The sequence below is a fragment of the Halorubrum sp. Ea8 genome, assembly GCF_002252925.1.
Lineage (GTDB): Archaea > Halobacteriota > Halobacteria > Halobacteriales > Haloferacaceae > Halorubrum.
Genome location: NZ_NHPF01000143.1, coordinates 1 through 22127 on the forward strand (window position 1 = coordinate 1; position 22127 = coordinate 22127).

At 68.3% G+C, this 22127-nt stretch carries 21 protein-coding genes and 1 tRNA gene; 11 read left to right on the plus strand and 11 right to left on the minus strand.

From position 1 onward, the window contains the following. The 4 genes from DJ74_RS19470 to DJ74_RS16550 form a co-directional block, all read left to right on the plus strand. On the plus strand, window positions 1-247 hold a 247-nt coding region (locus DJ74_RS19470), incomplete at its 5' end, for a hypothetical protein (RefSeq protein ID WP_217900351.1). Window positions 248-312: 65 nt separating this feature from the next. Next, window positions 313-1002 carry a hypothetical protein gene (locus DJ74_RS16540; protein ID WP_094527960.1) on the plus strand — a complete coding sequence of 230 codons (690 nt, stop codon included), beginning with the start codon at window positions 313-315 and terminating at the stop codon, window positions 1000-1002. A 143-nt stretch (window positions 1003-1145) separates the two neighbouring features. Next, a complete protein-coding gene (locus DJ74_RS16545) occupies window positions 1146-1718 on the plus strand; it encodes a hypothetical protein (protein ID WP_094527961.1) in 573 nt (190 codons plus the stop codon). Next, complete coding sequence (locus DJ74_RS16550) at window positions 1708-2658, plus strand: hypothetical protein (RefSeq protein ID WP_094527962.1); 951 nt, start codon at window positions 1708-1710, stop codon at window positions 2656-2658. The genes DJ74_RS16545 and DJ74_RS16550 overlap by 11 nt, the downstream gene beginning before the upstream one ends. A 12-nt stretch (window positions 2659-2670) precedes the next feature. On the opposite strand, the gene DJ74_RS16555 is transcribed toward DJ74_RS16550, so the two are convergent. Together DJ74_RS16555 and carB are read right to left on the minus strand one after the other, a co-directional pair. Beyond that, window positions 2671-3819, minus strand: a complete 1149-nt coding sequence (locus tag DJ74_RS16555; RefSeq protein ID WP_094527963.1) for a signal peptidase I — start codon at window positions 3817-3819, stop codon at window positions 2671-2673. 183 nt (window positions 3820-4002) lie between these two features. Further along, window positions 4003-7266: a carbamoyl-phosphate synthase large subunit gene (carB, locus tag DJ74_RS16560; protein WP_094523754.1), complete on the minus strand. Its 3264-nt coding sequence runs from the start codon at window positions 7264-7266 to the stop codon at window positions 4003-4005. Between the two features lie 158 nt (window positions 7267-7424). On the opposite strand from carB, the gene DJ74_RS16565 reads away from it, so the two are divergent. Further along, window positions 7425-8462 (plus strand): S66 peptidase family protein, encoded by a 1038-nt coding sequence (locus DJ74_RS16565; protein ID WP_094527964.1) that lies wholly within the window; start codon window positions 7425-7427, stop codon window positions 8460-8462. 73 nt (window positions 8463-8535) lie between these two features. On the opposite strand, the gene DJ74_RS16570 is transcribed toward DJ74_RS16565, so the two are convergent. The 4 genes from DJ74_RS16570 to DJ74_RS16585 all read right to left on the minus strand — a co-directional run bounded on the left by DJ74_RS16570 (window position 8536) and on the right by DJ74_RS16585 (window position 12079). Next, window positions 8536-8751 (minus strand): hypothetical protein, encoded by a 216-nt coding sequence (locus DJ74_RS16570; RefSeq protein WP_094523756.1) that lies wholly within the window; start codon window positions 8749-8751, stop codon window positions 8536-8538. A 145-nt stretch (window positions 8752-8896) separates the two neighbouring features. Next, window positions 8897-9430, minus strand: coding sequence for a DUF5815 family protein (locus DJ74_RS16575; protein ID WP_094527965.1), 534 nt, complete (start codon window positions 9428-9430; stop codon window positions 8897-8899). Between the two features lie 81 nt (window positions 9431-9511). Continuing rightward, a complete protein-coding gene (locus tag DJ74_RS16580) occupies window positions 9512-9787 on the minus strand; it encodes a hypothetical protein (protein WP_094527966.1) in 276 nt (91 codons plus the stop codon). Between the two features lie 72 nt (window positions 9788-9859). Then, window positions 9860-12079: a CDC48 family AAA ATPase gene (locus DJ74_RS16585; protein ID WP_094527967.1), complete on the minus strand. Its 2220-nt coding sequence runs from the start codon at window positions 12077-12079 to the stop codon at window positions 9860-9862. Between the two features lie 229 nt (window positions 12080-12308). On the opposite strand from DJ74_RS16585, the gene DJ74_RS16590 reads away from it, so the two are divergent. Both DJ74_RS16590 and larC read left to right on the plus strand, forming a co-directional pair. Continuing rightward, on the plus strand, window positions 12309-12497 hold the full coding sequence (locus DJ74_RS16590) for a hypothetical protein (protein WP_094523760.1): 189 nt from the start codon (window positions 12309-12311) through the stop codon (window positions 12495-12497). An 82-nt stretch (window positions 12498-12579) separates the two neighbouring features. Then, complete coding sequence (gene larC, locus DJ74_RS16595; RefSeq protein ID WP_094527968.1) at window positions 12580-14028, plus strand: nickel pincer cofactor biosynthesis protein LarC; 1449 nt, start codon at window positions 12580-12582, stop codon at window positions 14026-14028. A gap of 25 nt (window positions 14029-14053) precedes the next feature. On the opposite strand, the gene DJ74_RS20065 is transcribed toward larC, so the two are convergent. Next, on the minus strand, window positions 14054-14494 hold the full coding sequence (locus tag DJ74_RS20065; protein WP_094527969.1) for a hypothetical protein: 441 nt from the start codon (window positions 14492-14494) through the stop codon (window positions 14054-14056). Between the two features lie 563 nt (window positions 14495-15057). On the opposite strand from DJ74_RS20065, the gene aspS reads away from it, so the two are divergent. The 3 genes from aspS to DJ74_RS16615 all read left to right on the plus strand — a co-directional run bounded on the left by aspS (window position 15058) and on the right by DJ74_RS16615 (window position 17688). Then, the gene (aspS, locus tag DJ74_RS16605; protein ID WP_094527970.1) at window positions 15058-16362 is read left to right on the plus strand and encodes an aspartate--tRNA(Asn) ligase; all 1305 of its coding nucleotides are present in this window, start codon (window positions 15058-15060) and stop codon (window positions 16360-16362) included. A 293-nt stretch (window positions 16363-16655) separates the two neighbouring features. Then, complete coding sequence (locus tag DJ74_RS16610; RefSeq protein ID WP_094527971.1) at window positions 16656-16961, plus strand: hypothetical protein; 306 nt, start codon at window positions 16656-16658, stop codon at window positions 16959-16961. 1 nt (window position 16962) lies between these two features. Continuing rightward, entirely contained in the window at window positions 16963-17688 is a 726-nt protein-coding gene (locus DJ74_RS16615; RefSeq protein WP_094527972.1) for a DUF4382 domain-containing protein, read from the plus strand. A 269-nt stretch (window positions 17689-17957) separates the two neighbouring features. Here DJ74_RS16615 and DJ74_RS16620 read toward each other — a convergent pair whose 3' ends face one another. The 3 genes from DJ74_RS16620 to DJ74_RS16630 form a co-directional block, all read right to left on the minus strand. Continuing rightward, window positions 17958-18635 carry a TVP38/TMEM64 family protein gene (locus tag DJ74_RS16620; protein WP_094527973.1) on the minus strand — a complete coding sequence of 226 codons (678 nt, stop codon included), beginning with the start codon at window positions 18633-18635 and terminating at the stop codon, window positions 17958-17960. A 103-nt stretch (window positions 18636-18738) separates the two neighbouring features. Then, window positions 18739-19266, minus strand: a complete 528-nt coding sequence (locus DJ74_RS16625; protein ID WP_094523767.1) for a hypothetical protein — start codon at window positions 19264-19266, stop codon at window positions 18739-18741. 71 nt (window positions 19267-19337) lie between these two features. After that, complete coding sequence (locus DJ74_RS16630) at window positions 19338-20165, minus strand: NAD(+)/NADH kinase (RefSeq protein WP_094523768.1); 828 nt, start codon at window positions 20163-20165, stop codon at window positions 19338-19340. 121 nt (window positions 20166-20286) lie between these two features. Here DJ74_RS16630 and DJ74_RS16635 point away from each other — a divergent pair, with 121 nt between their 5' ends. Next, entirely contained in the window at window positions 20287-21840 is a 1554-nt protein-coding gene (locus DJ74_RS16635; RefSeq protein WP_094527974.1) for a KaiC domain-containing protein, read from the plus strand. Between the two features lie 111 nt (window positions 21841-21951). Here the strand turns inward: DJ74_RS16635 and DJ74_RS16640 are convergent. Then, window positions 21952-22022: transfer RNA gene (locus tag DJ74_RS16640), tRNA-Gly, on the minus strand. Between the last annotated feature and the right edge of the window lie 105 nt (window positions 22023-22127).

Here is a 22127-nt window from a genome sequence, read left to right on the forward strand (position 1 = left end):
CGACGGCGACCGCGACGATGGCGCGGTTCATGTTCCCACCGAGTTCGTCGTCCGAGTCGGGTCGCCCCGGCCGACGACAGGGCCGAGGCTACTCGGCATCGTCGCTATCGTCGGCATCGGCGCGGCCCGTACGCTCACGGTAGGGCCCACGCCACCGACGGTGTTAGTAGTGAACCGCGTTAGGCGTTTCAGCGTCGGGTTGAATCGTCTAACTGCGGGCGTTACGGCGGGAAATCGTCTTCAATGACGGCCTGAAACCCGCTAACGCGGCCTAATAGTAAGTGGGTATCCGACCAAGCAAATGACGTAACAATGAAGCTGAATCGCAGAAGCGTGTTGGGGGCCATCGGGATGATCGGCGTCGGAACTGGTGCGGCGTTCGGGTCGGGAGCGTTCACCACGGTCGAAGCGCAGCGCGCGGTGGAAGTGAACGTAATCGGTAGTAGCTACATCAGCGATGGGGTCATAGACCTGAATGATGATCCGTCTTCTGAGCCTACTGATCAGGAGGAAGATGGAGAAGATGTGGCTGACATCGAAGACGATATCGCGAACGCTATACTCGGTGAATCTGGCACCGCCGACGTCCTCGTGAACACCGAATCGAGTAATGTCACTGTAAAGGGAAATGGTAGTGATGGCAATACTTACGATGGCCGGTCGCTGTTCCCTGTGTTTGACGACACGTACGACACAGTCGATAGAAATTACGTGAGCCTCGTCGCCAACGATGTCACAATCGTATTCGGACCGGAGGGAAGGGAACTGCCGCAGAACGCAAGTATCGAAGAGTCTGATCTCTTTGGAATTGTTCGAAACGGCCAGGTCAAGGTCTCGTTCTCGAAGAATAATACTGACAACGGGCTACTCACTGGGATCGGTAGCGGGAACGTCAGTGAGTATTCCAAGAACAGTTCAGCTAATGTGACCGAAGTCGGTAGCATCAAGACCGGAACCGCTAGTAAGGAGACAGAGGACCTGATAATCACCATCGGAGAATAGGAGAACTGGAACCAGTTCGTTACCGCGAGCGAGCCGCTTCAGGTGTGGGAGAATTTTTTATATCTAGGGGTATATATTCTATACATAATGAGTAGCTCGTTAGTCGATAGAAGTTGGTATAATACGGCATTATTGTGTGGCTAATGAGTCTCGATCAGAGTACTATCAAATCGTCTACGAAAGATTATATTTCAAAGAACGAAATTTACGATATTTTAAGTAACCCGCGAAGACGATACGCCCTCCACGCGATAAATAACGAGGACGGCACCACGGAGCTCTCGGACGTCGCCGAGCAGGTCGCGGCGTGGGAGAACGACAAATCGGTCTCCGAGATCACCTCCAGCGAGCGGCACCTCGCGTACAGTTCGATACAGCAGAACCACATCCCGAAGTTAGAGCGCGCGGGCATCATCACCCACGACAGCGGGACGATCGAACTGACCGAAGAGGCGCAGGACCTCGACGTGTACGTCGACGTCGTGCCCGGGGACTCGATCCCGTGGGCCGAGTACTACCTCGGTCTCGGTGCGGTGTCGCTCGGCCTCGTCGCCGCCGTGTGGGTCGGCGTCTTTCCGGAGTCGGTGCCGAGCCTCGCGTGGGCGGCGGTAATCGCGGTGTTGTTCACCGCCTCCGCGGCGTTCCACGTGTTCCAGAACCGGGAGATGAACCTCGGCAGCGACGGGAAGCCGCCGGAGCTCAGAGATGGGCGATAGCAAGAAGTGGACGCGACGGGCCGCCGTCGGCTCCCTCGCCAGCGGCGGCGGACTCATGCTGTTCGGGACCGGCGGGTCGACGCAGATCTCCACGTATCGAGATGTCGAGGTCAACGCGGGCGACGGCGACGACGCGATTCTGGAGTTCAACGATCAGTCTGATGGGAAGACCATCAAAATCGGCAGTCCGGCGGTCGTATACACAATAAAAGATAACGTCGACACCTTCAGCGACGACGACATAAACGTCACCGCGACCGTCGGAACCAAATCGATCACAGCAGCGGTAAGTAACGACAGTAGCCCGTTCGAAGTGACGGTGAGCTGTGCCGGCGAAGCGAGCGGGCTCAATGGCTTGTACGATGTCGAGTTGAACTTCGAAGCGTTGGCGCCCGATTTTACCATTACCGCAACGCGCACCCCGCGAGTCGATTTTGATTGCTACGACTTCGGAGACGAGAACAACTACAGAGATAGCGGGGACAAAGGCCAGGCGAACCAACCGACCGACCCCAGAGGGTTACTCAGAAATCCCGAGAAGGTAAACAATCCCGGCGATGTCACGACCGCAGTGTCTGAAGGAAACAAATGCGAGACCGGGAGCTCCGGTGGGAACGGTGGCCCAAGCGGAAGGGTTGGTTATGCCTTGCCATCTATCAAATCGCATACTGAATACGAGCTCTATATAAAGTATGAGAATAGCACAGGAAGCTGGAACGCCCACCTCGTCAATGGGTCTGGGACAAAACTGAATGAGGAATTGAGCATAACCGGCGGCGGGGGCAATACTAAGGAGAAAACGCTCCAGTTCAACGATAATCAGTTCATCAGAGACAATGCTGACGACCTCTACCTCATCTTCGAGACCACATCGAACGGTAACTGCGTTTCAGTCGACATCGATTATTTCGAACTGCGATCGGCCGGAAATTCGAATTAGCAGCTATTTTTCTCACCTGAGAATACGGCGGATCCACCGACGAAGAGACACGTCGCGTCTCCGCTCTCGGACCCGCCTCGTTCCAGATCCGACAAAGGCTCCGGCCAACATTGCGATGCTGCCGAGCACCAAGACGTTGAACGCCGCGATCGCGACGAGCGGGTGAAACCCGTGGAGCCACATGATGACGGACGGCGGGACCACGAGGAAGTACCGGTGTTCGGAGACCGCGACCGTCGCGCGTTCTCCGGGTCCTGGGGCGGTCGTCGACAGCGTCGCCGTCGCCGACTCCCCCCGCGGAACGGCCAACTGATTCCGGTCGAACTCGCTCTCCGGATGGCTCGTTTCGAGCACGACGAGCATCGTGATGAGCCCGTTGTTCTCCGCGGTGAACCCGTTCTCGACCTGCCCGCCGGGAGCCGTGCCCGCCGGGAGGTCGTCGCCGTCGACGGTCACGTGATGCGTGCCGCTGGGCGCGATCATCGCCGCGTTGGCCGGAATGAGTATCAACAGCGCCAGGAGGAGCGCGATCCAGCGAGCGTCGAGCCCGTCGTCGCCCCGCGACCGGTCGCGGCTCCGCGTCCGCCGCCCGCTGTTCCGGAGGTCGTCGACGAGGACGACGAGGAACAGCGCGAGTCCGACGGAGATGAACAGCCCGCTGAGCCAGCGTTGGTCCGGCGACCAGTCGAGACCGACCGCCGTCGCGAGCCCGACGACGGCGCCCGTCGCCGCCTCTCGGAGCCCCGTGATCGCGGTCCCGAGTCCCGGGACCCGCACCACGTCGCCGTTCACCTGCAGCGCCGTCGCGACGATCCGGTCGTCGGTGACGGGCGGTTCGTCGCCGTCCTGGTCCCGAAACGGGTTGTTGTCGCCCTTCGTCAGGTAGCCGTCCGGAGTCGTCCCCACGACGCGGTGCGTCGTCGTTCCGCCGCCGTCGAGTTCGAACGCCTCGAAGACGACGACGTCGCCCTCGTCGACGGGGCCGGACACCGCCGCCGGCACGGCGACGAACCCGTCCCCGGCCTCCAGCGTCGGCGCCATGCTCCCGGAGGTGACGTATCCCAGAAACACCGGCTGTCCGGCGAGCTGACCGACGACGAGCGCGATGACGACGAGCACGGCGAGGACGGCGAACGCGTCTCTCGCCGCCTCCCGTGACATGTAGGTATGAACACGGCGTCGGGACTTAAAACATCGAACGCGATTCGGTGACGCGAGACCCGCTCTCAAGCCGCGTCCCGCGACCGGTCGACGTCCGGTCATCGCGAATCAGTACGTTCGGCGCGGGCGGAATCGTTCGGTGGAACCGGGCAGCGCAGATAGCGCCGGGGAGCCAGTCCGTCTCTACTCGCTCGCGCCCCAGCTCTCGACGCGCTTCGGCCGGTCGGAGACGGCCATCACGTCGAGGTCGTCGTCGGCGTGCGCGATCGCTTCCAGCGCGGCCTTCGCCGAGGCGTGCGTCGAGAAGTAGGTGATCTCCTCTTCGACCGCCACTTCGAGCAGCTCGCGCTGCCGAGAGACGATGAGGTCGATCTCGCCGCGCTTCGCGGCCTCGATCAGGTCCGTCGCCGTCGAGAGCTCGAAGTGCTCGGCGTACCCCTCGACCAGCGCCTCGCCGGCCTCGGTGTCGGGGTCCGGGAACTCCTCCGCGGAGAGGTCGACGACGGCCGTGCCGGACTCGGGGATCGGCTTGCCGGTGGAGTCCTGCGCCTTGTCGTACGCCTTGCCGAACGACCGGGCCGTGCCCATCACTTCGCCGGTCGACTTCATCTCGGGGCCGAGCCGCGGGTCCGACCCCGGCAGGCGGTCGAACGGCAGGACGACCTCCTTCACGCTGCGGTGTTCGGGGATCTGCTCGTCGGCGTCGAGGTCGGCGAGCGTCAGGTCGTCCGTCATCACCTTCGCGGCGAGCTTCGCGATCGGGACGCCCGTGGCCTTCGAGACGAACGGGACCGTCCGCGAGGAGCGCGGGTTCGCCTCCAGCACGTACACCTCGCTGTCGACGTCGTCGCCGACGCCCGTCACCGCGAGCTGGACGTTGAGCAGGCCGACCGTGTCGAGTGCGCGGGCGATGTCCTCGGTGACCTCGCGGACCCGCGCCATCGTCTCCTCGTCGAGCGAGCGCGGCGGGATCATGCACGCGGAGTCGCCCGAGTGGACGCCCGCGCTCTCGACGTGCTCCATCACGCCGCCAAGGAGCACGTCCTCGCCAGGGCGAGACTCCGTCTCGCTTGCAGGCGCGTGTGACGCGCCGACGTCCGCCACGGCGTCGACGTCCAGTTCGACGGCGTCGTCGAGGAACTGGTCGATCAGGATCGGCTTATCGGGGGAGACCCGGACGGCCTCCTCGATGTACTCCTCGAGTTCCGGGTCGTCCTCGACGACCCGCATGGCGCGACCGCCGAGGACGTACGAGGGCCGGACGAGGACGGGGTAGCCGATGTCGTGGGCCAGCTCCAGCGCCTCCGCTTCGCTCGTCGCGGTGCCGCCCTTCGGCTGGGCGACTCCCATCTCGTCCATCAGGACGTTGAAGCGGTCGCGGTCCTCGGCGAGGTCCATCGCCTCGACGCTCGTCCCCATGATCTCGCAGTCGAGCCCGCGGCGTTCCAGCTCGGCTTCGAGCGGTTCGCCGATGTTCACGGACGTCTGTCCGCCGAACTGGACCATCACGCCGTCGGCGCCGGTCGCCTCGGCCACGTCGGCGACCTCCTCGGCGGATATCGGGTCGAAGAACAGCCCGTCGGAGGTGTCGTAGTCCGTCGACACGGTCTCGGGGTTGTTGTTGACGACGTGCGCCTCGATGCCGAGCTCGCGCAGCGCCTGGATCGCGTGGACCGAGCAGTAGTCGAACTCGACGCCCTGCCCGATGCGGATCGGGCCGCCGCCGACGACGACCACGCTGTCGACGCTCTTGTCGACGACGAGCTCGCCGGCCGCGGCGTCGCCCTTCAGCGGTCCGCGGTTGAACTCCGACTGACGGGCGGAGTAGTAGTACGGGGTCTCGGCGGCGAACTCGCCGGCGCAGGTGTCGACCTGTTTGTACGTCCGACCGGGGACGTCCTCCTCGACGGCATCGACGTCGACGCCGCCGGCGAGGGCGGCGATCTCGGCGTTCGTGTGGCCCGCGGTGGCCGCCTGCGCGAACTCGCCGTCCTGAGCGGCCTGCGCGGAGTCGCTGACGCGTTTGAACCGTTCGAGGTACCACGGCTTGATCCCGGTCAGCGCCTCCACGTCCGCGACCGTGTAGCCGCGGTCGAACGCCTCGAACATCGCGTACGGGCGGTCCGGGCTCGGGCGTTCGAGGTACTCGGTCTCCAGCGTGTCGTCGTCGACGGTCGCCCAGTCGACGGCGGGGTCGTACTCGGACGAGCGGAGCGACTTCAGGAGGCTCTCCTCGAAGTTCCGGCCGATCGCCATCGCCTCGCCGGTGGACTTCATCGCCGTGCCGAGCTCGAAGTCGACGTCGTCGAACTTGTCGATGGGCCAGCGCGGCACCTTCGTCACCACGTAGTCGATGGCTGGCTCGAAGGCTGCGGTCGTCTCGCCGGTGATCTCGTTGTCGATCTCGTGGAGGCGCTTGCCGAGCGCGACCTTGGCCGTCACGCGGGCGATCGGGTAGCCAGTCGCCTTCGACGCGAGCGCCGAGGAGCGGGAGACGCGCGGGTTCACTTCCACCACGCGGTACTCGCCGCCCGGCGTCCCGTCGTCGTGCCACGCGAACTGGATGTTACAGCCGCCCTGGATACCGAGGTCGCGGATGACTTCGAGCGCGGCGTCGCGCATCTCTTGATGCCCGTCGTCGGGGATCACCTGGGACGGGGTGACGACCGTCGATTCGCCGGTGTGGATCCCCATCGGGTCGATGTTCTCCATGTTGCAGATGATGATACAGGAGTCGTCGGCGTCCCGCATCACCTCGTACTCGAGCTCGACCCACCCCGCGATGGACTCCGTGATAAGCACCTCGCTGTTCCGCGAGAGGCGGAGCCCCTTGCGGACGCGCTCGACGAGCTTCTCGAAGTCGTCGACGACTCCGGAGCCCGAGCCGCCGAGCGTGTAGGTCGTGCGGGCGATGACGGGGAGCCCGCCGACCGCGTCGACCGCCTCCCGGACGCGCCCGCGGAACGCCTCCTCGTCGAAGTCGGTGACCGACTCGCCCTCGTCCAGCGAGATGGTCGTCGACTTGGGCACCGGCTGCCCGAGGCCCTCCATCCGCTGACGGAACAGGTCGCGGTCCTCCGTCGCGTAGATGGTGTCGAGCGGCGTCCCCATCACCTCGACGTCGTGTTCCTCCAAGATCCCCTCCTCGGCGAGCTCGGCGGTGACGTTGAGTCCGGTCTGGCCGCCGAGCCCGGCGATGACGCCGTCGGGCTCTTCGATCCTGATGACCTCGGCGATCGCCTCCGGCGTGATCGGCTCGATGTACACCCGGTCCGCGGTCTCCGGGTCGGTCATGATCGTCGCCGGGTTCGAGTTCACTAGCACGACGCGGGCCCCCTCCTCCTGGAGGGCGCGACACGCCTGTGCGCCGGAGTAGTCGAATTCCGCCGCCTGTCCGATCTGGATCGGCCCGCTACCGATGAGTAGAATGGTCCGGTCCTCGCTCATTATCGCGACGGAGTACGCTCATCGTAATAAGGCCGACGATAGAATACGAATCTCGCAGCGAGTTTGCGATTTTCGCAAGGTACGTCGAGACATAGCACGCGAGACGGTTTGGCACACGACCCGGTGACTTATGCCGACGTCGGACGCAAGCCGCCAGCATGTCGTTTACGACGCCCCCGCCGCTCGGGGACGACCAGGCGCTCGCGGTCGTGGCGCCCTCGCGGCCGGCCGAGGCGACGAAGCTCCGGATCGGCCGCGAACGACTCTCGGCCCTCGGCGTCGAGACGCGCGTGTTCCCGACCGCGGACCCCGATCGAGAGGAGCCGGCGTCGCCGGCGGCGCGCGCGGCCGACGTCGAGGACGCCTTCGCCGACCCGGAGATCGGCGCCGTGATGGCGTACACCGGCGGCGACGACCAGATACGCGTCCTGCGGCACCTCGACGGCGACGCGCTCGCCGCGAATCCGACCCGCTTCTTCGGGTACAGCGACAACGACAACCTCCGGCTGTTCCTCTGGAACCGCGGGATCGTCAGCTACGGGCTCGGGATCCACCCGGACCTCGTCTGTGACCCAGAGCTACACCCCTACACCGAGCGGCACCTCCGGCGCGCGCTGTTCGAGGACTCCCTCGGCGCCGTCGAACCGGCAGACGAGTGGACCGACGACTGGTTCGACTTCGAGACGGGCGAGCCGCGCGCGTGGCGCGAGAACCCGGGGCCGACGACGTGGGTCGGTCCGGACGCCGATCCCGAGGACCCCGTCCGCGGCCGAGTGTGGGGCGGCTCCTTCGGGATCGTGAAGTGGCACCTCCAGGCGGGCCGATACCTGCCGGACCCCGAGCGGCTCGACGGGGCCGTCCTCGCGCTGGAGACCTCGGAGGACGTGCCTCCGCCGCGCGAGGTCGGCTACACCCTCCGCGCGATGGGCGAGCGCGGGCTCTTGGAGCGGTTCGACGGGGTCCTCGTCGGTCGTCCGCGGACGAACGCGCCCTCCCTAGAGTGGGACCCGGACCCGAACGAGTACCCGGCGGAACTGGAGCGCGTCGTGACTCGCGAGGTGGAACGGTACGCCTCCGACGCGGCGGTCGGGTTCGGCTACGACTTCGGCCACACGGACCCGTCGTTCCCGCTCCCGATCGGCGCGGTCGCGACGCTCGACCCGACGGACGGCGCGCTCCGGTTCGGGCCGGATTGACTGCGGTCCCCTCGTTCGCCGGCGGGGGCGCCGCGACCTCGCCGCCGGGATCGCCCCGGCCGCGCCGCCGCGGTCAGGTCTCCAGCCGGTACCGGTACGGGCGGTCCGAGATGACCTCGACCTCGCCGCGCTCGGCCCACCGGCCCAGCACGGTCGCGACGCGGTGCGGGCTATCGATCTCCTCGCACTCGTCGGCGAGCGCGAGGATCTCCCGCGCCGTCAGCGGCTCGTCGGCCTCGGCGAGCACGCTGCGGATCCGGTCGTATCGGTCGTATTCGCCGCCGCTCATACGTCCTACGTACGGTAGGGCGACATATAGGCTTCAGTGAGACAGGAGTCGGACAACTGTCTGACACGAACGTCGAAACGGACGCTCACCGCGGATTCGGAGGGCTTCGGCCGTCTCGTCCCGTCCTCGTTCTCCGCGTCGGCCGTCAGGCGTACGGGTCTTCGGCTTCCAAGTCGCGCTCGGCGCGGTACTGCTCGACGAACTCGGTCACGTCGAACTCGACCATCTCCGCTTCGAACGCCGAGAGCGCCTCGTCGTCGTCGGCGTGGCTCACGGCGTGTTCCATCAGTTCGACGACGAGTTCGACGACGATCTCGTGGAGCCGCCGGGAGTCGAAGTCGGCCACCCACGTCATCGCGTAGCCGACGTCCGCGTTCTCGCTGGCGTCGTACGCGACGACGGCCTCCGGGAACTCCTCTAGCACGACGCCGAGCAGGTGCGGCGTGTCGAACTCCGGCATCCCCTCGCTGGTCGTCTCGATCGCCTCGCGGAGCACCTCGACGAGGAAGTCGGGGAGGAAGCGCTCCGGTGGGTGCACGTCCATCACGACCGCGTGCGTCTCGCCGCAGTCGCACTCGAACTCGCGCATCCCGAGGTCCAGCTCGCCGGCCGCTATCGTCTGTCCGCAGGGCAGCTCCAGCGTGTTCTCGTCACCGCCCGGGACGCGCGGCTGGGACATGGCCCTGCTTGGTCGCTGTCGAGGTTAAAAGGAGCGGAACGAGACGCCAGACGGATCGGCATCAGGGAGGGAAACTGGCGGTTACTCGTGGTCGTTGTGGCCGGAGTCGAGATTTTCGTCCTCGTGGTCGGAGTCGAGATTTTCGTCCTCGTGGTCGGAGTCGAGATTTTCGTCCTCGTGGTCGGAGTCGTCCTCGTGGCCGCCCCCGTGCGTCTCTACTTCAGCCTCGACTTCGATCTCGATGCCGCCGGCCTCGTAGCTGGCTTCGACGAGTTCGGCGTCGTCGCGCTCGATCTCCAGCTCGTCGCTGTCCACCTCTACTTCGACCTCCACGTCGACGGTGACGTCTTCGGACATGATCGGACAGCGATACGCGCCCCGGACGCAAAAACGGTCGGCGCGGACGGACGGGTCAGGAGACCCCGTCGGCTACTGGAACCCGATCCGTCCGCCGGTGTCGCGGAGCGTCTCGCCGCCGCCGCCGAACTGCTTCTCGATCTCCTCGTAGTACGAGAGGATGTCGTCGTTGACGGTCGGCCGCACCGACTCCATGGCGCGCCGGAAGTGCTTCATCTCGACCTCCTCGGCGTCGTCGTCGTCGCGTAGCGCCTCGATGGCGGCCTCGCGGGCGATCCCCTCGAGGTCGGAGCCGACGTAGCCGTCCGTGATCTCCGCGACCTCGCGGAGGCTCACGTCGGGCGCGAGCGGCGTGTCCTGCGTGTGGATGTCGAGGATCTGTTCGCGGCCCTCCTGGTCCGGCTGGCCGATCATCACGAGCCGGTCGAACCGGCCAGAGCGAAGCAGCGCGGGGTCGATCATGTCGGGGCGGTTCGTGGCCCCGATCACCATCACGTCGCCCATGTCCTCCAGCCCGTCGAGCTCGGTGAGCAGCTGGTTGACGACGCGCTCGGAGACGTTGTTCCCCATCTCCTGGCCGCGAGAGGGCGCGAGGCTGTCGAGCTCGTCGAAGAAGATGATCGTCGGGCTCACCTGCCGGGCCTTCCGGAAGGTCTGCCGGATCGCCTTCTCCGACTCGCCGACCCACTTCGAGAGCAGCTGCGGCCCCCGAACCGAGATGAAGTTCGCGTTCGTCTCGTTGGCGACGGCCTTCGCCATCAGCGTCTTCCCGGTGCCGGGCGGGCCGTACAGCAGGACGCCCTTCGGCGCGTCGACGCCCATCCGGTCGAACTTCTCCGGCGAGGTGAGCGGCCACTCCACCGACTCCTGGACCTGCTCTTTGGCCTCGCTGAGCCCGCCGACGTCGTCCCACGATATCTTCGGGAGCTCGACGAGCACCTCGCGCATCGCCGACGGCTCCACCTCCGTGAGCGCGCCGGAGAAGTCGTCGCGCTTGACGATCATCCGGTCGATCAGGCTCGGCGGCACCTCCTCGTCGTCGAGGTCGATCTCGGGGAGGTAGCGCCGGAGCGCCTTCATCGCGGCCTCCTTCGTCAGGCTCTCGATGTCGGCGCCGACGAAGCCGTGCGTCTCGTCGGCGAGGTGGTCGAGGGAGACGTCGTCCGAGAGCGGCATTCCGCGGGTGTGGATCTGGAGGATCTCCTTGCGGCCCGTCTCGTCGGGGACGCCGATCTCGATCTCGCGGTCGAACCGGCCGGGGCGGCGGAGCGCCGGGTCGACGCTGTCCACGCGGTTGGTCGCCCCGATGACGACCACCTGCCCGCGCGTCTCGAGGCCGTCCATCATCGTGAGGAGCTGCGCGACGACGCGGCGCTCGACCTCGCCCGTCACGTCCTCGCGCTTGGGCGCGATCGAGTCGAGCTCGTCGATGAAGATGATGCTCGGGCTCTCCTCTTTCGCGTCCTCGAAGATCTCCCGGAGCTGCTGTTCGGACTCGCCGTAGTACTTCGAGATGATCTCCGGGCCGGCGATCGAGAAGAACGACGCCGACGTCTCGTTGGCGACGGCCTTCGCGAGCAGGGTCTTCCCCGTGCCCGGCGGACCGTGCAGGAGGACCCCCTGCGGCGGCTCGATCCCGAGCTTCGAGAAGATCTGCGGGTGTTTCATCGGCAGTTCGACCATCTCACGGACGCGCTGGATCTCTTTCTGCAGGCCGCCGATGTCCTCGTAGGTGATCCCGCCGCCCGTCTTCTCGAATCCGGAGATCGGCTCCTCGCGGAGCTCGACTTCGGTGTCCTCGGTGATCAGACAGACGCCGTCGGGCTCGGTCTCCACCGCGATCAGCGGGATCGCCTGCCCGGGCGACCGCATGAACGGGTGGTTCGTCGAGGACATCACCGGCACGATGTCGCGCTCGACGACCGGCCGCTTGAGGATCTGACGTTTCACCATGCCGGCGGCGTCGGAGCCGAATTGGACCGACGCCTCCTCCGGCGGGGCCAGCACGAGCTTGTCGGCCTTCTCCGCCTCGGCCTTCCGGATGGTCACGCGCTCGCCGATACCGACGTCGGCGTTCTGCCGCGTGAAGCCGTCGACGCGGACCGTGTCGGTGTTCCAGTCTTGGCGGTCGGCGCGCCAGACCTTCGCGGCGGTCGTCTCCGAGCCCTCGATCTCGATGATGTCGCCGGGCGAGAGCTTGAGGTGCAACAGCGTGTCGGGGTCGAGGCGGGCGATGCCGCGTCCCGAGTCGTTCGGGTACGCCTTCGCCACTTCGAGTTGGACTTCGTTCATGATTCCTCGCGGGGGTTACCCGTATCTCCATCCGGTTCGGGAATAAGCCTGTTGCCCCTGGCGGTGCCGCCGGCCGGTCCGGGAGAACCGGGGCCTGTGGCGGACTGTGTCATCATGTGCCATGGTACGGACCCCCGACGTAAAACGCCGTCGTAAGCGTGCGTTTTCGCCGTCGATCCGGAGGGGATCGCGACGGACGCTTTTTGACCGCTCGAACCGACGTTCGGGTGTGTTCGACTCGCTCTCGGGGCCGATGCGCTCGCTGCTCTCTCGGGTCGCGTTCCTCGCGGCCGGCGCGCTCGTCGGCCTCGGACTGTACGCGCTCGACGCCGGCGGCGTCCTCGTCGTGCCGCTCTCGGTGATCGGGGCGCTGGTGCTCGGCGAACTGTACCTGTTCGCGGCCGCCGAGGCCTCGTAGCGCCGCCGTCGCCGTCGACGACGGTCCCGACGTCCGGTCCCGGATCACGGGGTATATGTCCCGCGCTCGCCTCCGGTCCGCCATGCGAACGCTCGTCTTCGACGGCCGGACAGGCGCCGCCGGCGACATGATCTGCGCCGCGCTGATCGCGGCCGGCGCCGACCCCGACGCCCTCTCGCCCGTGACCGACAGGCTCCCGGTTCGGTACGAGGTCGGGGAGACGACGAACAAGGGGATCCGAGCGACGACGGTCGACGTGCTACTCGCGGAGTCGGGGGACGACGAGGGTCGCGACGGTGAGGTGCGCGACGCCGGCCGACCCGCAGAGAGCGGTCACGAGGTCGATCCCGAGAGTGACCACGATCACGGGGACGGTCACAGCCATACCCACGACCACGGGGACGGTCACAGCCACACCCGCGATCATGGTCACGACCACGGGGACGACGACGAGGACGGCGACCGAAAACGCGCCCACAGCCACGCCGAGGGCGCCGGCGTCCACCGCAGCTACCCCGAGGTCGTCGCGCTCGTCGAGTCGATGGACCTCTCCGCGTCCGTCGAGTCGCTCGCGCTCGACGCCTTCGAGCGCCTCGGTCGCGCCGAGGCGTCGGTCCACGGCACCGACCTCGACGAGACGCACTTCCACGAGGTCGGCGCGGACGACGCGATCGCCGACGTGGTCGGGGCGGCGCTCCTCCTGAACGACCTCGACCCCGACCGCGTCCTCACCACGCCGGTCGCGACCGGCGGCGGCGAGGTCGAGATGAGCCACGGCGTCTACCCGGTCCCCGCGCCCGCGACGACCGAGATCGCGGCGGCCGCGGACTTCTCGGTGGTCGGCGGCCCCGTCGACCGCGAACTGCTCACGCCGACCGGGGCCGCGATACTGGCCGCCGTCGCCGAGGGCGTCGATCGGCTCCCACCGCTCGACGTGGACGCCGTCGGCTACGGGGCGGGCGACGCGACGCTCCCCGACCATCCGAACGTCCTCCGCGTCCTCGCCGGCGACGGCGGCGACAACCGCGACGAGGGCGCGGCGGCGAACGTCGACGACGGGCTCGTCCGCGACGAGATCGCGGTCCTGGAGACGAACCTCGACGACGCGTCGCCGGAGGTGCTCGGCGGGCTTCAGGAGACGCTCACGCGCGCCGGCGCCCGCGACGTGACCATCCTCCCGACGACGATGAAGAAGTCGCGGCCGGGACACCTCGTGAAGGTCGTCTGCAAGCCCGACGACGCCGAGGCGGTGGCGGAACGGCTCGCCCGCGAGACGGGGACCCTCGGCGTCCGGCAGTCGGGCGCGAGCCACCGGTGGATCGCGGACCGCGCCTTCGAGACGGCGACGCTCGCGGTCGACGGCGACGCCCACGAGGTGTCGGTGAAGGTGGCCTCGACCGCCGACGGCGACGTCTACGACGTGAGCGCCGAGTACGACGACGCGGTCGCGGTCGCCGAGGCCGCGGGGCTCCCGATCCGGGACGTGCTCCGGCGGGCCGAGGCGCAGGTCCGCGACCGGGCGGGCGAGTGACGGAAACCGATCGAAACCGTCCCGGTCACTCCGGAGGATCGACCCGTTCGACGCGCTCTGGTTCCACGCCGAACCGGTCCGCCAGGCGCGACGCGATGCGGTCCGCGACGCCGCCGGGCGGCTCCGATCGCGGGCCCCCACCGGGTCTCCCTCTCGTCTCGTCATTGGGTCTCCCTCTCGTCTCGTCATTGGGTCTCCCTCTCGTCTCGTCATTGGGTCTCCCTGCCGTCTCCCCGTCGGGGTCGGCGACCGGACCCTCGTCCTCGACGGAGAGGGTCGCGACCGCCTCGACCGTGGTGTCGTTCAGGCCCGGCCGGACCCCGGCGATCGTCAGATCCTCGACGGTCACGCCGTCGACGCGCTCCAGCTGTCGCCGGGCGCCCGCCGCGAGGTCGCCCCCGGCCGCCTGCGAGACGCGAACGGTCACCGTCGCTTCCACCGTCTGCGTGCGGATGGCTGCTGCCATGAGGCCCTCGCCGCGAGTCGAACGCGGTGCGACCTCGAACGCCGCGGGTCGCCGTCGACGCCCGCGGGAGCGGGCGGCGAGGCGGCGTCGGCGCTCGCGAGGGGAGGGTCGCGTCCGGGCAGTTCAGCGGTCGACGCGGCGGCTGGAGAGAACGGGATACGGTCCGTCCCGCGGGGGAACCTCCCCAGCCGACGCGCGTTACGCGGTCGGCCGGACGGACCGTGTGTTCGGAGCCCCGTAGCCGTTCCAGCCGAGGAGCGCGCCGCTGTCGGCGGCGGACGTCGGAACGGGGGAACGGGCGTGGGTCATACGTGGACTCCGCGGCGCGAATGCGCCGTTACTCCGTCAATATGTCGGATGGTTATTAAATCTATGGCGAGGTTGTGAGGCAGTGTCACGCGACGTCGCCTCGGCGAGGAAGGCGGTCCAGAGACCGACGGGTTCCCCGGGCGTGATCGCCGCGAATCCCCGCCGAGACCGTCGCGGGCGACGGGTTCCGTCGACGGCGAGACGACAGGCCTATGCCGAACGCCCGACCAGATGCACGTAACGCAGCCACCGTTATGATCGAGCGAATCCACACGTCGGACGTCGAACCGGACGCGGACGAGGTCGCCATCGCCGGCCACGTCCACGAGATCCGCGACCTGGGAGGCCTCGTCTTCCTCATCGTGCGCGACCGCGAAGGGCTCATTCAGGTCGTCTTCAAAGAGGAACGCGAGCCGGAGCTGTTCGAGGCCGTGCAGGACGCCGGCGCCGAGGACGTGGTCCGCGTGGTCGGCGAGCCGCTGGAGAGCGACCAGGCGCCCGGCGGCGTCGAGATCGCGCCGACCGAGTACGAGGTCATCGACGAGGCCGACTCCCCGCTCCCGCTGGAGATCTCGAAGGACATCGAGGTGGACCTCTCGACCCGGCTCGACAACCGCGCGCTCGACCTCCGGAAGCCGGAGACGCTCGCCGTGTTCAGCCTGCGCTCGAAGCTGATGACGGCGATGGAGGAGTGGTTCGACGACGAGGGGTTCGTCGACATCAAGACGCCGCTCATCTCGAAGGGCGGCGCCGAGGGCGGCGCGGAGCTGTTCCCGATCCTCTACTACAACAAGGACGCGTTCCTCTCGCAGAGCCCGCAGCTGTACAAGCAGATGCTGATGGCCTCCGGCTACGAGGCCGTCTACGAGACGGGCACCGCGTTCCGCGCGGAGGACTTCGCCACCTCCCGGCACGTCTCCGAGATCGCGATGTTCGACGTCGAGCTCGCGTACATCGACGACCACGACGACGTGATGGACGTCCAGGAGGAGTCGCTGCGGTACGCGCTCCGCGCGGCCGCCGAGAACGCCGAGCGCGAGCTCGACCTCCTCGACGTCGACCTCGCCGTGCCCGAGGACGACTTCCCGCGGATCACCTTCGACGAGGCGCTCGATATCCTGGAGACCGAGTACGGCCACTTCCCGGACGACCCGACCGACCTCGACACGAAGGGGGAGAAGCTGCTCGGCGAGCACTTCGAAGAGCAGCGGCATCCGGCGTTCTTCGTCGTCGGCTACCCCGACGAGAAGTTCTACTACATGCAGGACGTCCCCGAGGACGACATCGCCTCGCGGAAGTTCGACCTCATTTATAAAGGTCAGGAGCTCTCATCGGGCGGTCAGCGCGAGCACGACGTCGACCGCATGGTCGACGTCATGGAGGAGGAGGGCGTCGAGACCGCGAACTTCGAGTTCTACATCGAGGCGCTCAGCTTCGGCACGCCGCCCCACGGCGGCTACGGGCTCGGCATCGACCGCCTCGTCCAGAAGGTCGCCGACCTCGACAACATCAAGGAGGCGATCATGTTCCCGCGCGACCCGAACCGGCTGGAGCCGTAACGGCGTCGACCCGGGACGACCCGCCGCGTGACGGTCCGTCGCGGAGGATGGTGTTCCCCGGGAGGCGGTCGGTCGTCGCCGGTCCGGAAGGCGGTCGGTCGTCGCCGGAGACGTCGTCCGCGGCCGCGCCGTCGACCGCGACCGTTCGGCGTGTTCTTTTATAAGTGGTGGCTAGGAAGGTCGCGATCGAGCCGTCAGGCCGCCTGCATGCGATTAAACCGCGTTAAATCGGAGCCAAATGGGCTGAAGGGCTTCTTCCATTAAAGGAGGTCGCGCCCCGAGCGGGAATCGTCATGAACGCGATTCGAACGACACTGATCGTGGCGCTGGCCGCGGTGGTACTAGTCGGGACCGGCGCGGCCGCCGGTGCCGTCGCGGCGACGCCCGGACCGGACGACGCGTCGGGCGACGCGGGCCCGCCGAGCGACCTGCCGGACCAGGTGCCGGACTTCGTCGGCGACATCCTGAGTAGCGTGAACGACTTCCTCTCGGGCGGCGTCGACGACCTCGGTGACTCCGTGAGCGACGTCGCCGGCAACGGGGACGACGCCGACACCGGTGACGACGCCGAGACCGACGACGAGTCGGGGGGCGCGTAACGTGACGGACCGCACGCCCGCCGCCGACGCGGCCGAGACCGATTCGGTCTCCCGACGGACCTACCTGCAGGCGACCGGCGCCGCCGCGCTCGGGGCCGCCGGGCTCGCCGGCTGCGTCGGCCGCGCGACCGGAACGCTCGCGACCAGAGTGACCGACCAGCCGGCCGACATCGGCGATTTCGAGTCGCTCGTGGTCACCGTCCAGGGGATCTGGCTCGGAGCCGAAGGCGCCGAGAGCGGCGCGGACGGAAACGAGACCGACGGTGACGGCGGCGACGACGCGAACGCGACTGACGGCGACGACGACGGCAACGAGACCGACGACGGTGACGGCGACGAACCCGCCGGTCGCGAGTACCACGAGTTCGACGAGTCACAGGAGGCGGACCTCGTCCGGCTGCAGAACGGCGAGACGCAGCTGATCGACGAACGGGAGCTGTCGGTCGGCACGTACCAGTTCCTCCAGCTCGACGTCACGAACGTCGACGGTACCCTGGAGGGCGGCGACGAGGCTGACGTCGACCTGCCCGGGAACGCGCCGCTGACGTTCAACGAGGCGTTCGAAGTCCGCGAGAACACCCGGACGAGATTCACCGCCGACTTCGCGCCGGTGCGCCGGGGGAACGGCTCGTACCTCCTGCGTCCGGTTCCGCGCGGGATCGAGGTCTCCTACGGGGGGACCGACGAGGGTGACGGCGGCGGGAACGAGTCCGACGGCGGCTCGTGAGGATCGACGGTAAGTAACCCGTAGACCCCCGTTGAAGCCGTCTCGGATCGGCGTCGCGACGGCGCCGCCGCCGCGGCTTCGGGGTTAGGGCTGGGTTCGTCCCGGGATCCGGGGTCTATGGGAATGCACGCTCGCATCGGCTATCAGAGAGGCACACGGTTCGCATCGACCGTTCGGGGGCTCGGTGCTTCCGAACGATCGGCGCGTTCCTCCCGCAGTCGCGGTCCCGATCGGGACCGCGCGAGGGCATCGACCGCCGACCGCGGCGGTCACGCCGTTGCAGCGGATTCTTCTCGCACGAACGTCCGATACAGCGGGCCGGCGAGCAGCAGCGCTCCCGTGCCGGCCATCGCGACCAGCACGGTCGGATCGACCGCGGAGAGGTCACCCGCGGCGAGCCGGTCCAGCGAGACGCCGACGGCGACGCCGACGATCACCCACGGGAGTTCGCCGGCCGCGGTTCCGAGGAGGAACGGTCGCGTGCGGACTCCAGCGGCTCCCGCCCCGACCGAGACCGCGTCTGAGGGGAGCGGAAGCAGACGGGTGGCCGCCACGGCACGGAGGCTTCCGGCGGCGGTCGCCAGCCGCTCGCCCGCGTCGCAGAGGCGGTCCGCGGTCCGAGAGGCGCCGCGGACCCGGACGCTCCCCGCCCGCGAGAGGCGGTAGGGGACGACGGCCGTCGCCACCAACAGGACGACGCCGAGCGGGACGCCGACCCAGCCGTACCCGAACCCGACGGCCACGGCGAGCAGCGTCGTCGGCCACGCTAACAGCGGCCTGACGGCGGTCAGCGCGAGCAGCGCGACCCCGAACCGGACCGGGTCGTCGGCGAGCAACGCGAGCCGTGCGACGGCGGCCTCGGGCGACGCGATCCAGGCGGCGACGGCCGCGCAGGCGACGGCGAGGCCAGCGACGAGGTATCCGAACAGCGCGAACCGGCGGTTCACGCCCAACGGTTCGCTCCGCGGCATAAACGCTTTGTGGGCCGGCATCGTCCCGCAGTCGCGCGGTCGCGGCCGTCCGCGGCGGACCGCCTCTCCCGCCGCCGACTCACTCGTCGGCGAACGCCCGCCGGAACTCCTCCGGGAGGTGTTCCCGCTGCCACTCCTCGACCGCGTCCTCGCCGAGGACGCTCGCCCAGAGCGCGAGGAGCCCGGCGCCGAAGGCGACGCCCGGGGCGATCAGGGCCGCCGCGTCGAGGAACAGCCCGGGTTGGAAGACGAGGAACCCGATTCGGTCGCGGACCGCGCCCCAAGCCGGGCCGAACGCGATCCACCGAAACGCGAACGGTACCACCGTCACCGTCGCGACCGGGTAAGCGAGGGCGTCGGTCACCGGACCGCCCTTGCCGCGCACGAACGCGGCGGTGTAGAATCCCCAACAGGCGAGCGACGCGAACGCGGACGCGACGCGGCGCGGTCCCGCGGGTTCGCCGTGATCGAGCGCGCCGACGCCGAAAAGCAGGGCCGCGGCGCCGACGTAACCGATCAGGCACGCGACCGCGCCCCCCGCGAGCACGGCGGCGTGTTCGCCGCGGGACTGTCCGGCGAACGGCGCCAGTCCGAGGGGAACCTCCATCGAGCGCGGATGCGACCGGCGGTCGGTTGAAGCTTTCGCGTCGAGGGAGCGGTCGCGGGTGAGACGCCCGCTCAGGAGAGCTTCCCTAGCGCCTCGAAGAAGTCCGACGGGGGGCCGGCGATCCGCATCGGGGGCGTCGTCCGCTCGACGGTCACCTCGACCGGCGCCTCTAGGGTCGTCACGTTCCGCCCGTCGCTGACGACGGTCGCCTCGTCGACGCCCTCGACCGCGACCGTGACCGCGGCGTCGACGTCGACGACGAGCGGCGGCATCCCCGACTCGGCGGCCATCTCGTTCACGATGATCCCGCTCACGCCCGGGCCGACGAGCGGGCCGCGCTCGGAGAGGTTGTACGCCGTCGACCCGGTTGGGGTCGCGACGAGGACGCCGTCCGCGTGGCCGCCCGCGTAGCGGCTCCCGTCGACGCGGACCTCGTAGTCGACGCCGGCCCCGGGACCGCGGCGGTCGCTCTGGATCACGACCTCGTTCGCCGCCGGCACCGACGTCCAGTCGCCCGCGTGCGCCGCGAGCCGCGGCGCCTCCCGCACGTCCAGTTCGCCGCGACCGAACGCGTCGACCTCGGCGAGCACGGCCGCTTCGGCGTCCGACGGGGGAACCGCGTTGAGGAAGCCCACCTCCCCGAGGTTGACGCCGACGATGGGCGTGTCGCCGGCGTTGCGCGCGACGAAGAGAAACGTCCCGTCGCCGCCGACCGCGACGGCGAGGTCCGCGTCGTCGAGGGCGTCGACCGAGCGGCCGCGGTCACCCTCGCCGAGCGCGTCGGCCGTCTCCGCGTCGAGCCAGACGGACGCGCCCGCGGCGACGACGGCGTCGCGCAGCTCCGCGGCGAGGCTCGCCGCGCGCTCGCTTCCCTTCCGCGCCACGATGCCGACCTCCATGCGCCACCGATTCTCGCCACCGGACAAAAGGATGCGGACTTCGGCCCCGGCTTCCGGAAAGTTTCAAGCCGGCCGGCCGCGTTGCCAAGGACATGTCGACCGCCCACGGCCGGCTGAAACGATGAGCGAAGAGGACGACTGGTTCGAGCGCGCGCTGCGCGACCTCGACGACGAGTCCGACCGCTCGGGAGACGCCGAGGCTGACAATTTCGGGAGCGAAGACGCCGAGACCGACGACGCTGAGGCGGTGGGCGACGACGCCGAGACCGACGACGCTGAGGCGGTGGGCGACGACGCCGAGACCGACGATGCCGAGGCGGTGGGCGACGACGCCGAGGCCGTGGGCGACGAATCCGGGAGCGACGAGGCTCCGGACCGCGGGGAGGGGGACGACCCGTTCGGCGGAGTCCGCGACGGGACGGACGAGACCGACGAGACTGGCCCGGAAGGCGGTGACGACGGCGGCGCTGAGAGCGACTCACTCGGCGGGGGATCGTTCGGTGACGACGATCCGTTCGGCGGAAGAGAGTTCGGTGAGCCTGGATCGCCGGGCGAGGCGACCGGCGAGGACTTCGGCGGCGGCGAGGACTTCGGCGGCGGCGAGGACTTCGGCGGCGGCGACGACTTCGGCGGCGGCGAGGACTTCGGCGGCGAGGAGTTCAGTGAGGACGATTTCGGCGGCGGCGACGACCTCGGTGACGACGACTTCGGCGGGGACGCTTTCGGTGACCCGGACCCGTCCGGTGCGGACGAGAGCGCGGGGGATCCGCTCGGCGGCGCCACCGGGCCGGACGGCGACGACCCGTTCGGCGGCGGGTCCTTCGGCGAGGACGACCCGTTCGGCGGGTATCGAAACCGCGCTCCGGGCGGATCCGACGGCTTCGGCGAGTTCGGCGGCGGTGACGGCGCGGGCGGTGCCGGCGGCGCCGGCGGCGCCGAGCCCGGATTCGACGTCGACCCCGACGAGTTCGAGTCCTCGATCGAGCGCACCGACGTGGGCATCGAGGGACTCGACGAGATGATCCTCGGCGGCGTCCCGCGTCGCTCCCTGCTCTCCGTCATCGGCGGGGCGGGGACGGGGAAGACGACGTTCGCGCTCCAGTTCCTCAACGAGGCGCTCGAATCCGGGGGCAAGGGCGTGTACATCACGTTAGAGCAGACGCGCGAGTCGATCCTCTCGACCGCGTCGGAGAAGGGGTGGACGTTCCGCGACCACGCCGACGAGGGGCGCCTCGCCGTCGTCGCCATCGACCCCATCGAGATGGCGAACTCGCTGGCCTCGATCCGGAACGACCTCATCCGCCTCATCGCCGACTTCGACGCCGACCGGCTGGTGCTCGACTCCGTCTCGCTGCTGGAGATGATGTACGACCACCCGGCGAAGCGGCGCTCTGAGGTGTTCGGCTTCACCCGGTCGCTGAAGGAGGCCGGCGTGACGACGCTGTTGACCTCGGAGGCCAGCGAGGAGAACCCCTACGCCTCCCGGCACGGGATCGTCGAGTACCTCACCGACGCGGTGTTCGTGCTCCAGTACATCCGCGGCTCTGACTTCCGCGAGACGCGGCTCGCCGTCGAGATCCAGAAGATCCGCGACGCGAACCACTCGCGGGAGACGAAGCCGTACGAGATCACTGACACCGGCATCTCCGTCTACGGGCAGGCGAACATCTTCTAGTCGGGCGCGCGTTCCGTCCGCCCCGTGCCGCCGCTCGCGTCGCGCCGGTCGCTACGCGCGACTGATAGGGTTCAATTCCGTCCGGTGATTTCTCTCACTACGTTCGAGAAATGCACCGTCCGGGAATTGAACCCGGGCTATTAGCTTGGGAAGCTAATGTCCTACCACTGGACCAACGGTGCTCGCCCGGAATTATCCGACGACCACACTTTAACATAGCGTTTCCGGTGCCGGGAGCCACATGCTTAACAGGCTGCCGGGGCAGTCTATAGCATGCACTCGCAGCC

What these genes read in the sequence shown, in the direction of transcription:
- DJ74_RS16540 (WP_094527960.1), top strand. Translation starts at nt 313, where the DNA reads ATGAAGCTGAATCGCAGAAGCGTGTTGGGGGCCATCGGGATGATCGGC.
- DJ74_RS16545 (WP_094527961.1), top strand. Translation starts at nt 1,146, where the DNA reads ATGAGTCTCGATCAGAGTACTATCAAATCGTCTACGAAAGATTATATT.
- DJ74_RS16550 (WP_094527962.1), top strand. Translation starts at nt 1,708, where the DNA reads ATGGGCGATAGCAAGAAGTGGACGCGACGGGCCGCCGTCGGCTCCCTC.
- DJ74_RS16555 (WP_094527963.1), bottom strand. Translation starts at nt 3,819, where the DNA reads ATGTCACGGGAGGCGGCGAGAGACGCGTTCGCCGTCCTCGCCGTGCTC.
- carB (WP_094523754.1), bottom strand. Translation starts at nt 7,266, where the DNA reads ATGAGCGAGGACCGGACCATTCTACTCATCGGTAGCGGGCCGATCCAG.
- DJ74_RS16565 (WP_094527964.1), top strand. Translation starts at nt 7,425, where the DNA reads ATGTCGTTTACGACGCCCCCGCCGCTCGGGGACGACCAGGCGCTCGCG.
- DJ74_RS16570 (WP_094523756.1), bottom strand. Translation starts at nt 8,751, where the DNA reads ATGAGCGGCGGCGAATACGACCGATACGACCGGATCCGCAGCGTGCTC.
- DJ74_RS16575 (WP_094527965.1), bottom strand. Translation starts at nt 9,430, where the DNA reads ATGTCCCAGCCGCGCGTCCCGGGCGGTGACGAGAACACGCTGGAGCTG.
- DJ74_RS16580 (WP_094527966.1), bottom strand. Translation starts at nt 9,787, where the DNA reads ATGTCCGAAGACGTCACCGTCGACGTGGAGGTCGAAGTAGAGGTGGAC.
- DJ74_RS16585 (WP_094527967.1), bottom strand. Translation starts at nt 12,079, where the DNA reads ATGAACGAAGTCCAACTCGAAGTGGCGAAGGCGTACCCGAACGACTCG.
- larC (WP_094527968.1), top strand. Translation starts at nt 12,580, where the DNA reads ATGCGAACGCTCGTCTTCGACGGCCGGACAGGCGCCGCCGGCGACATG.
- DJ74_RS20065 (WP_094527969.1), bottom strand. Translation starts at nt 14,494, where the DNA reads ATGGCAGCAGCCATCCGCACGCAGACGGTGGAAGCGACGGTGACCGTT.
- aspS (WP_094527970.1), top strand. Translation starts at nt 15,058, where the DNA reads ATGATCGAGCGAATCCACACGTCGGACGTCGAACCGGACGCGGACGAG.
- DJ74_RS16610 (WP_094527971.1), top strand. Translation starts at nt 16,656, where the DNA reads ATGAACGCGATTCGAACGACACTGATCGTGGCGCTGGCCGCGGTGGTA.
- DJ74_RS16625 (WP_094523767.1), bottom strand. Translation starts at nt 19,266, where the DNA reads ATGGAGGTTCCCCTCGGACTGGCGCCGTTCGCCGGACAGTCCCGCGGC.
- DJ74_RS16630 (WP_094523768.1), bottom strand. Translation starts at nt 20,165, where the DNA reads ATGGAGGTCGGCATCGTGGCGCGGAAGGGAAGCGAGCGCGCGGCGAGC.
- DJ74_RS16635 (WP_094527974.1), top strand. Translation starts at nt 20,287, where the DNA reads ATGAGCGAAGAGGACGACTGGTTCGAGCGCGCGCTGCGCGACCTCGAC.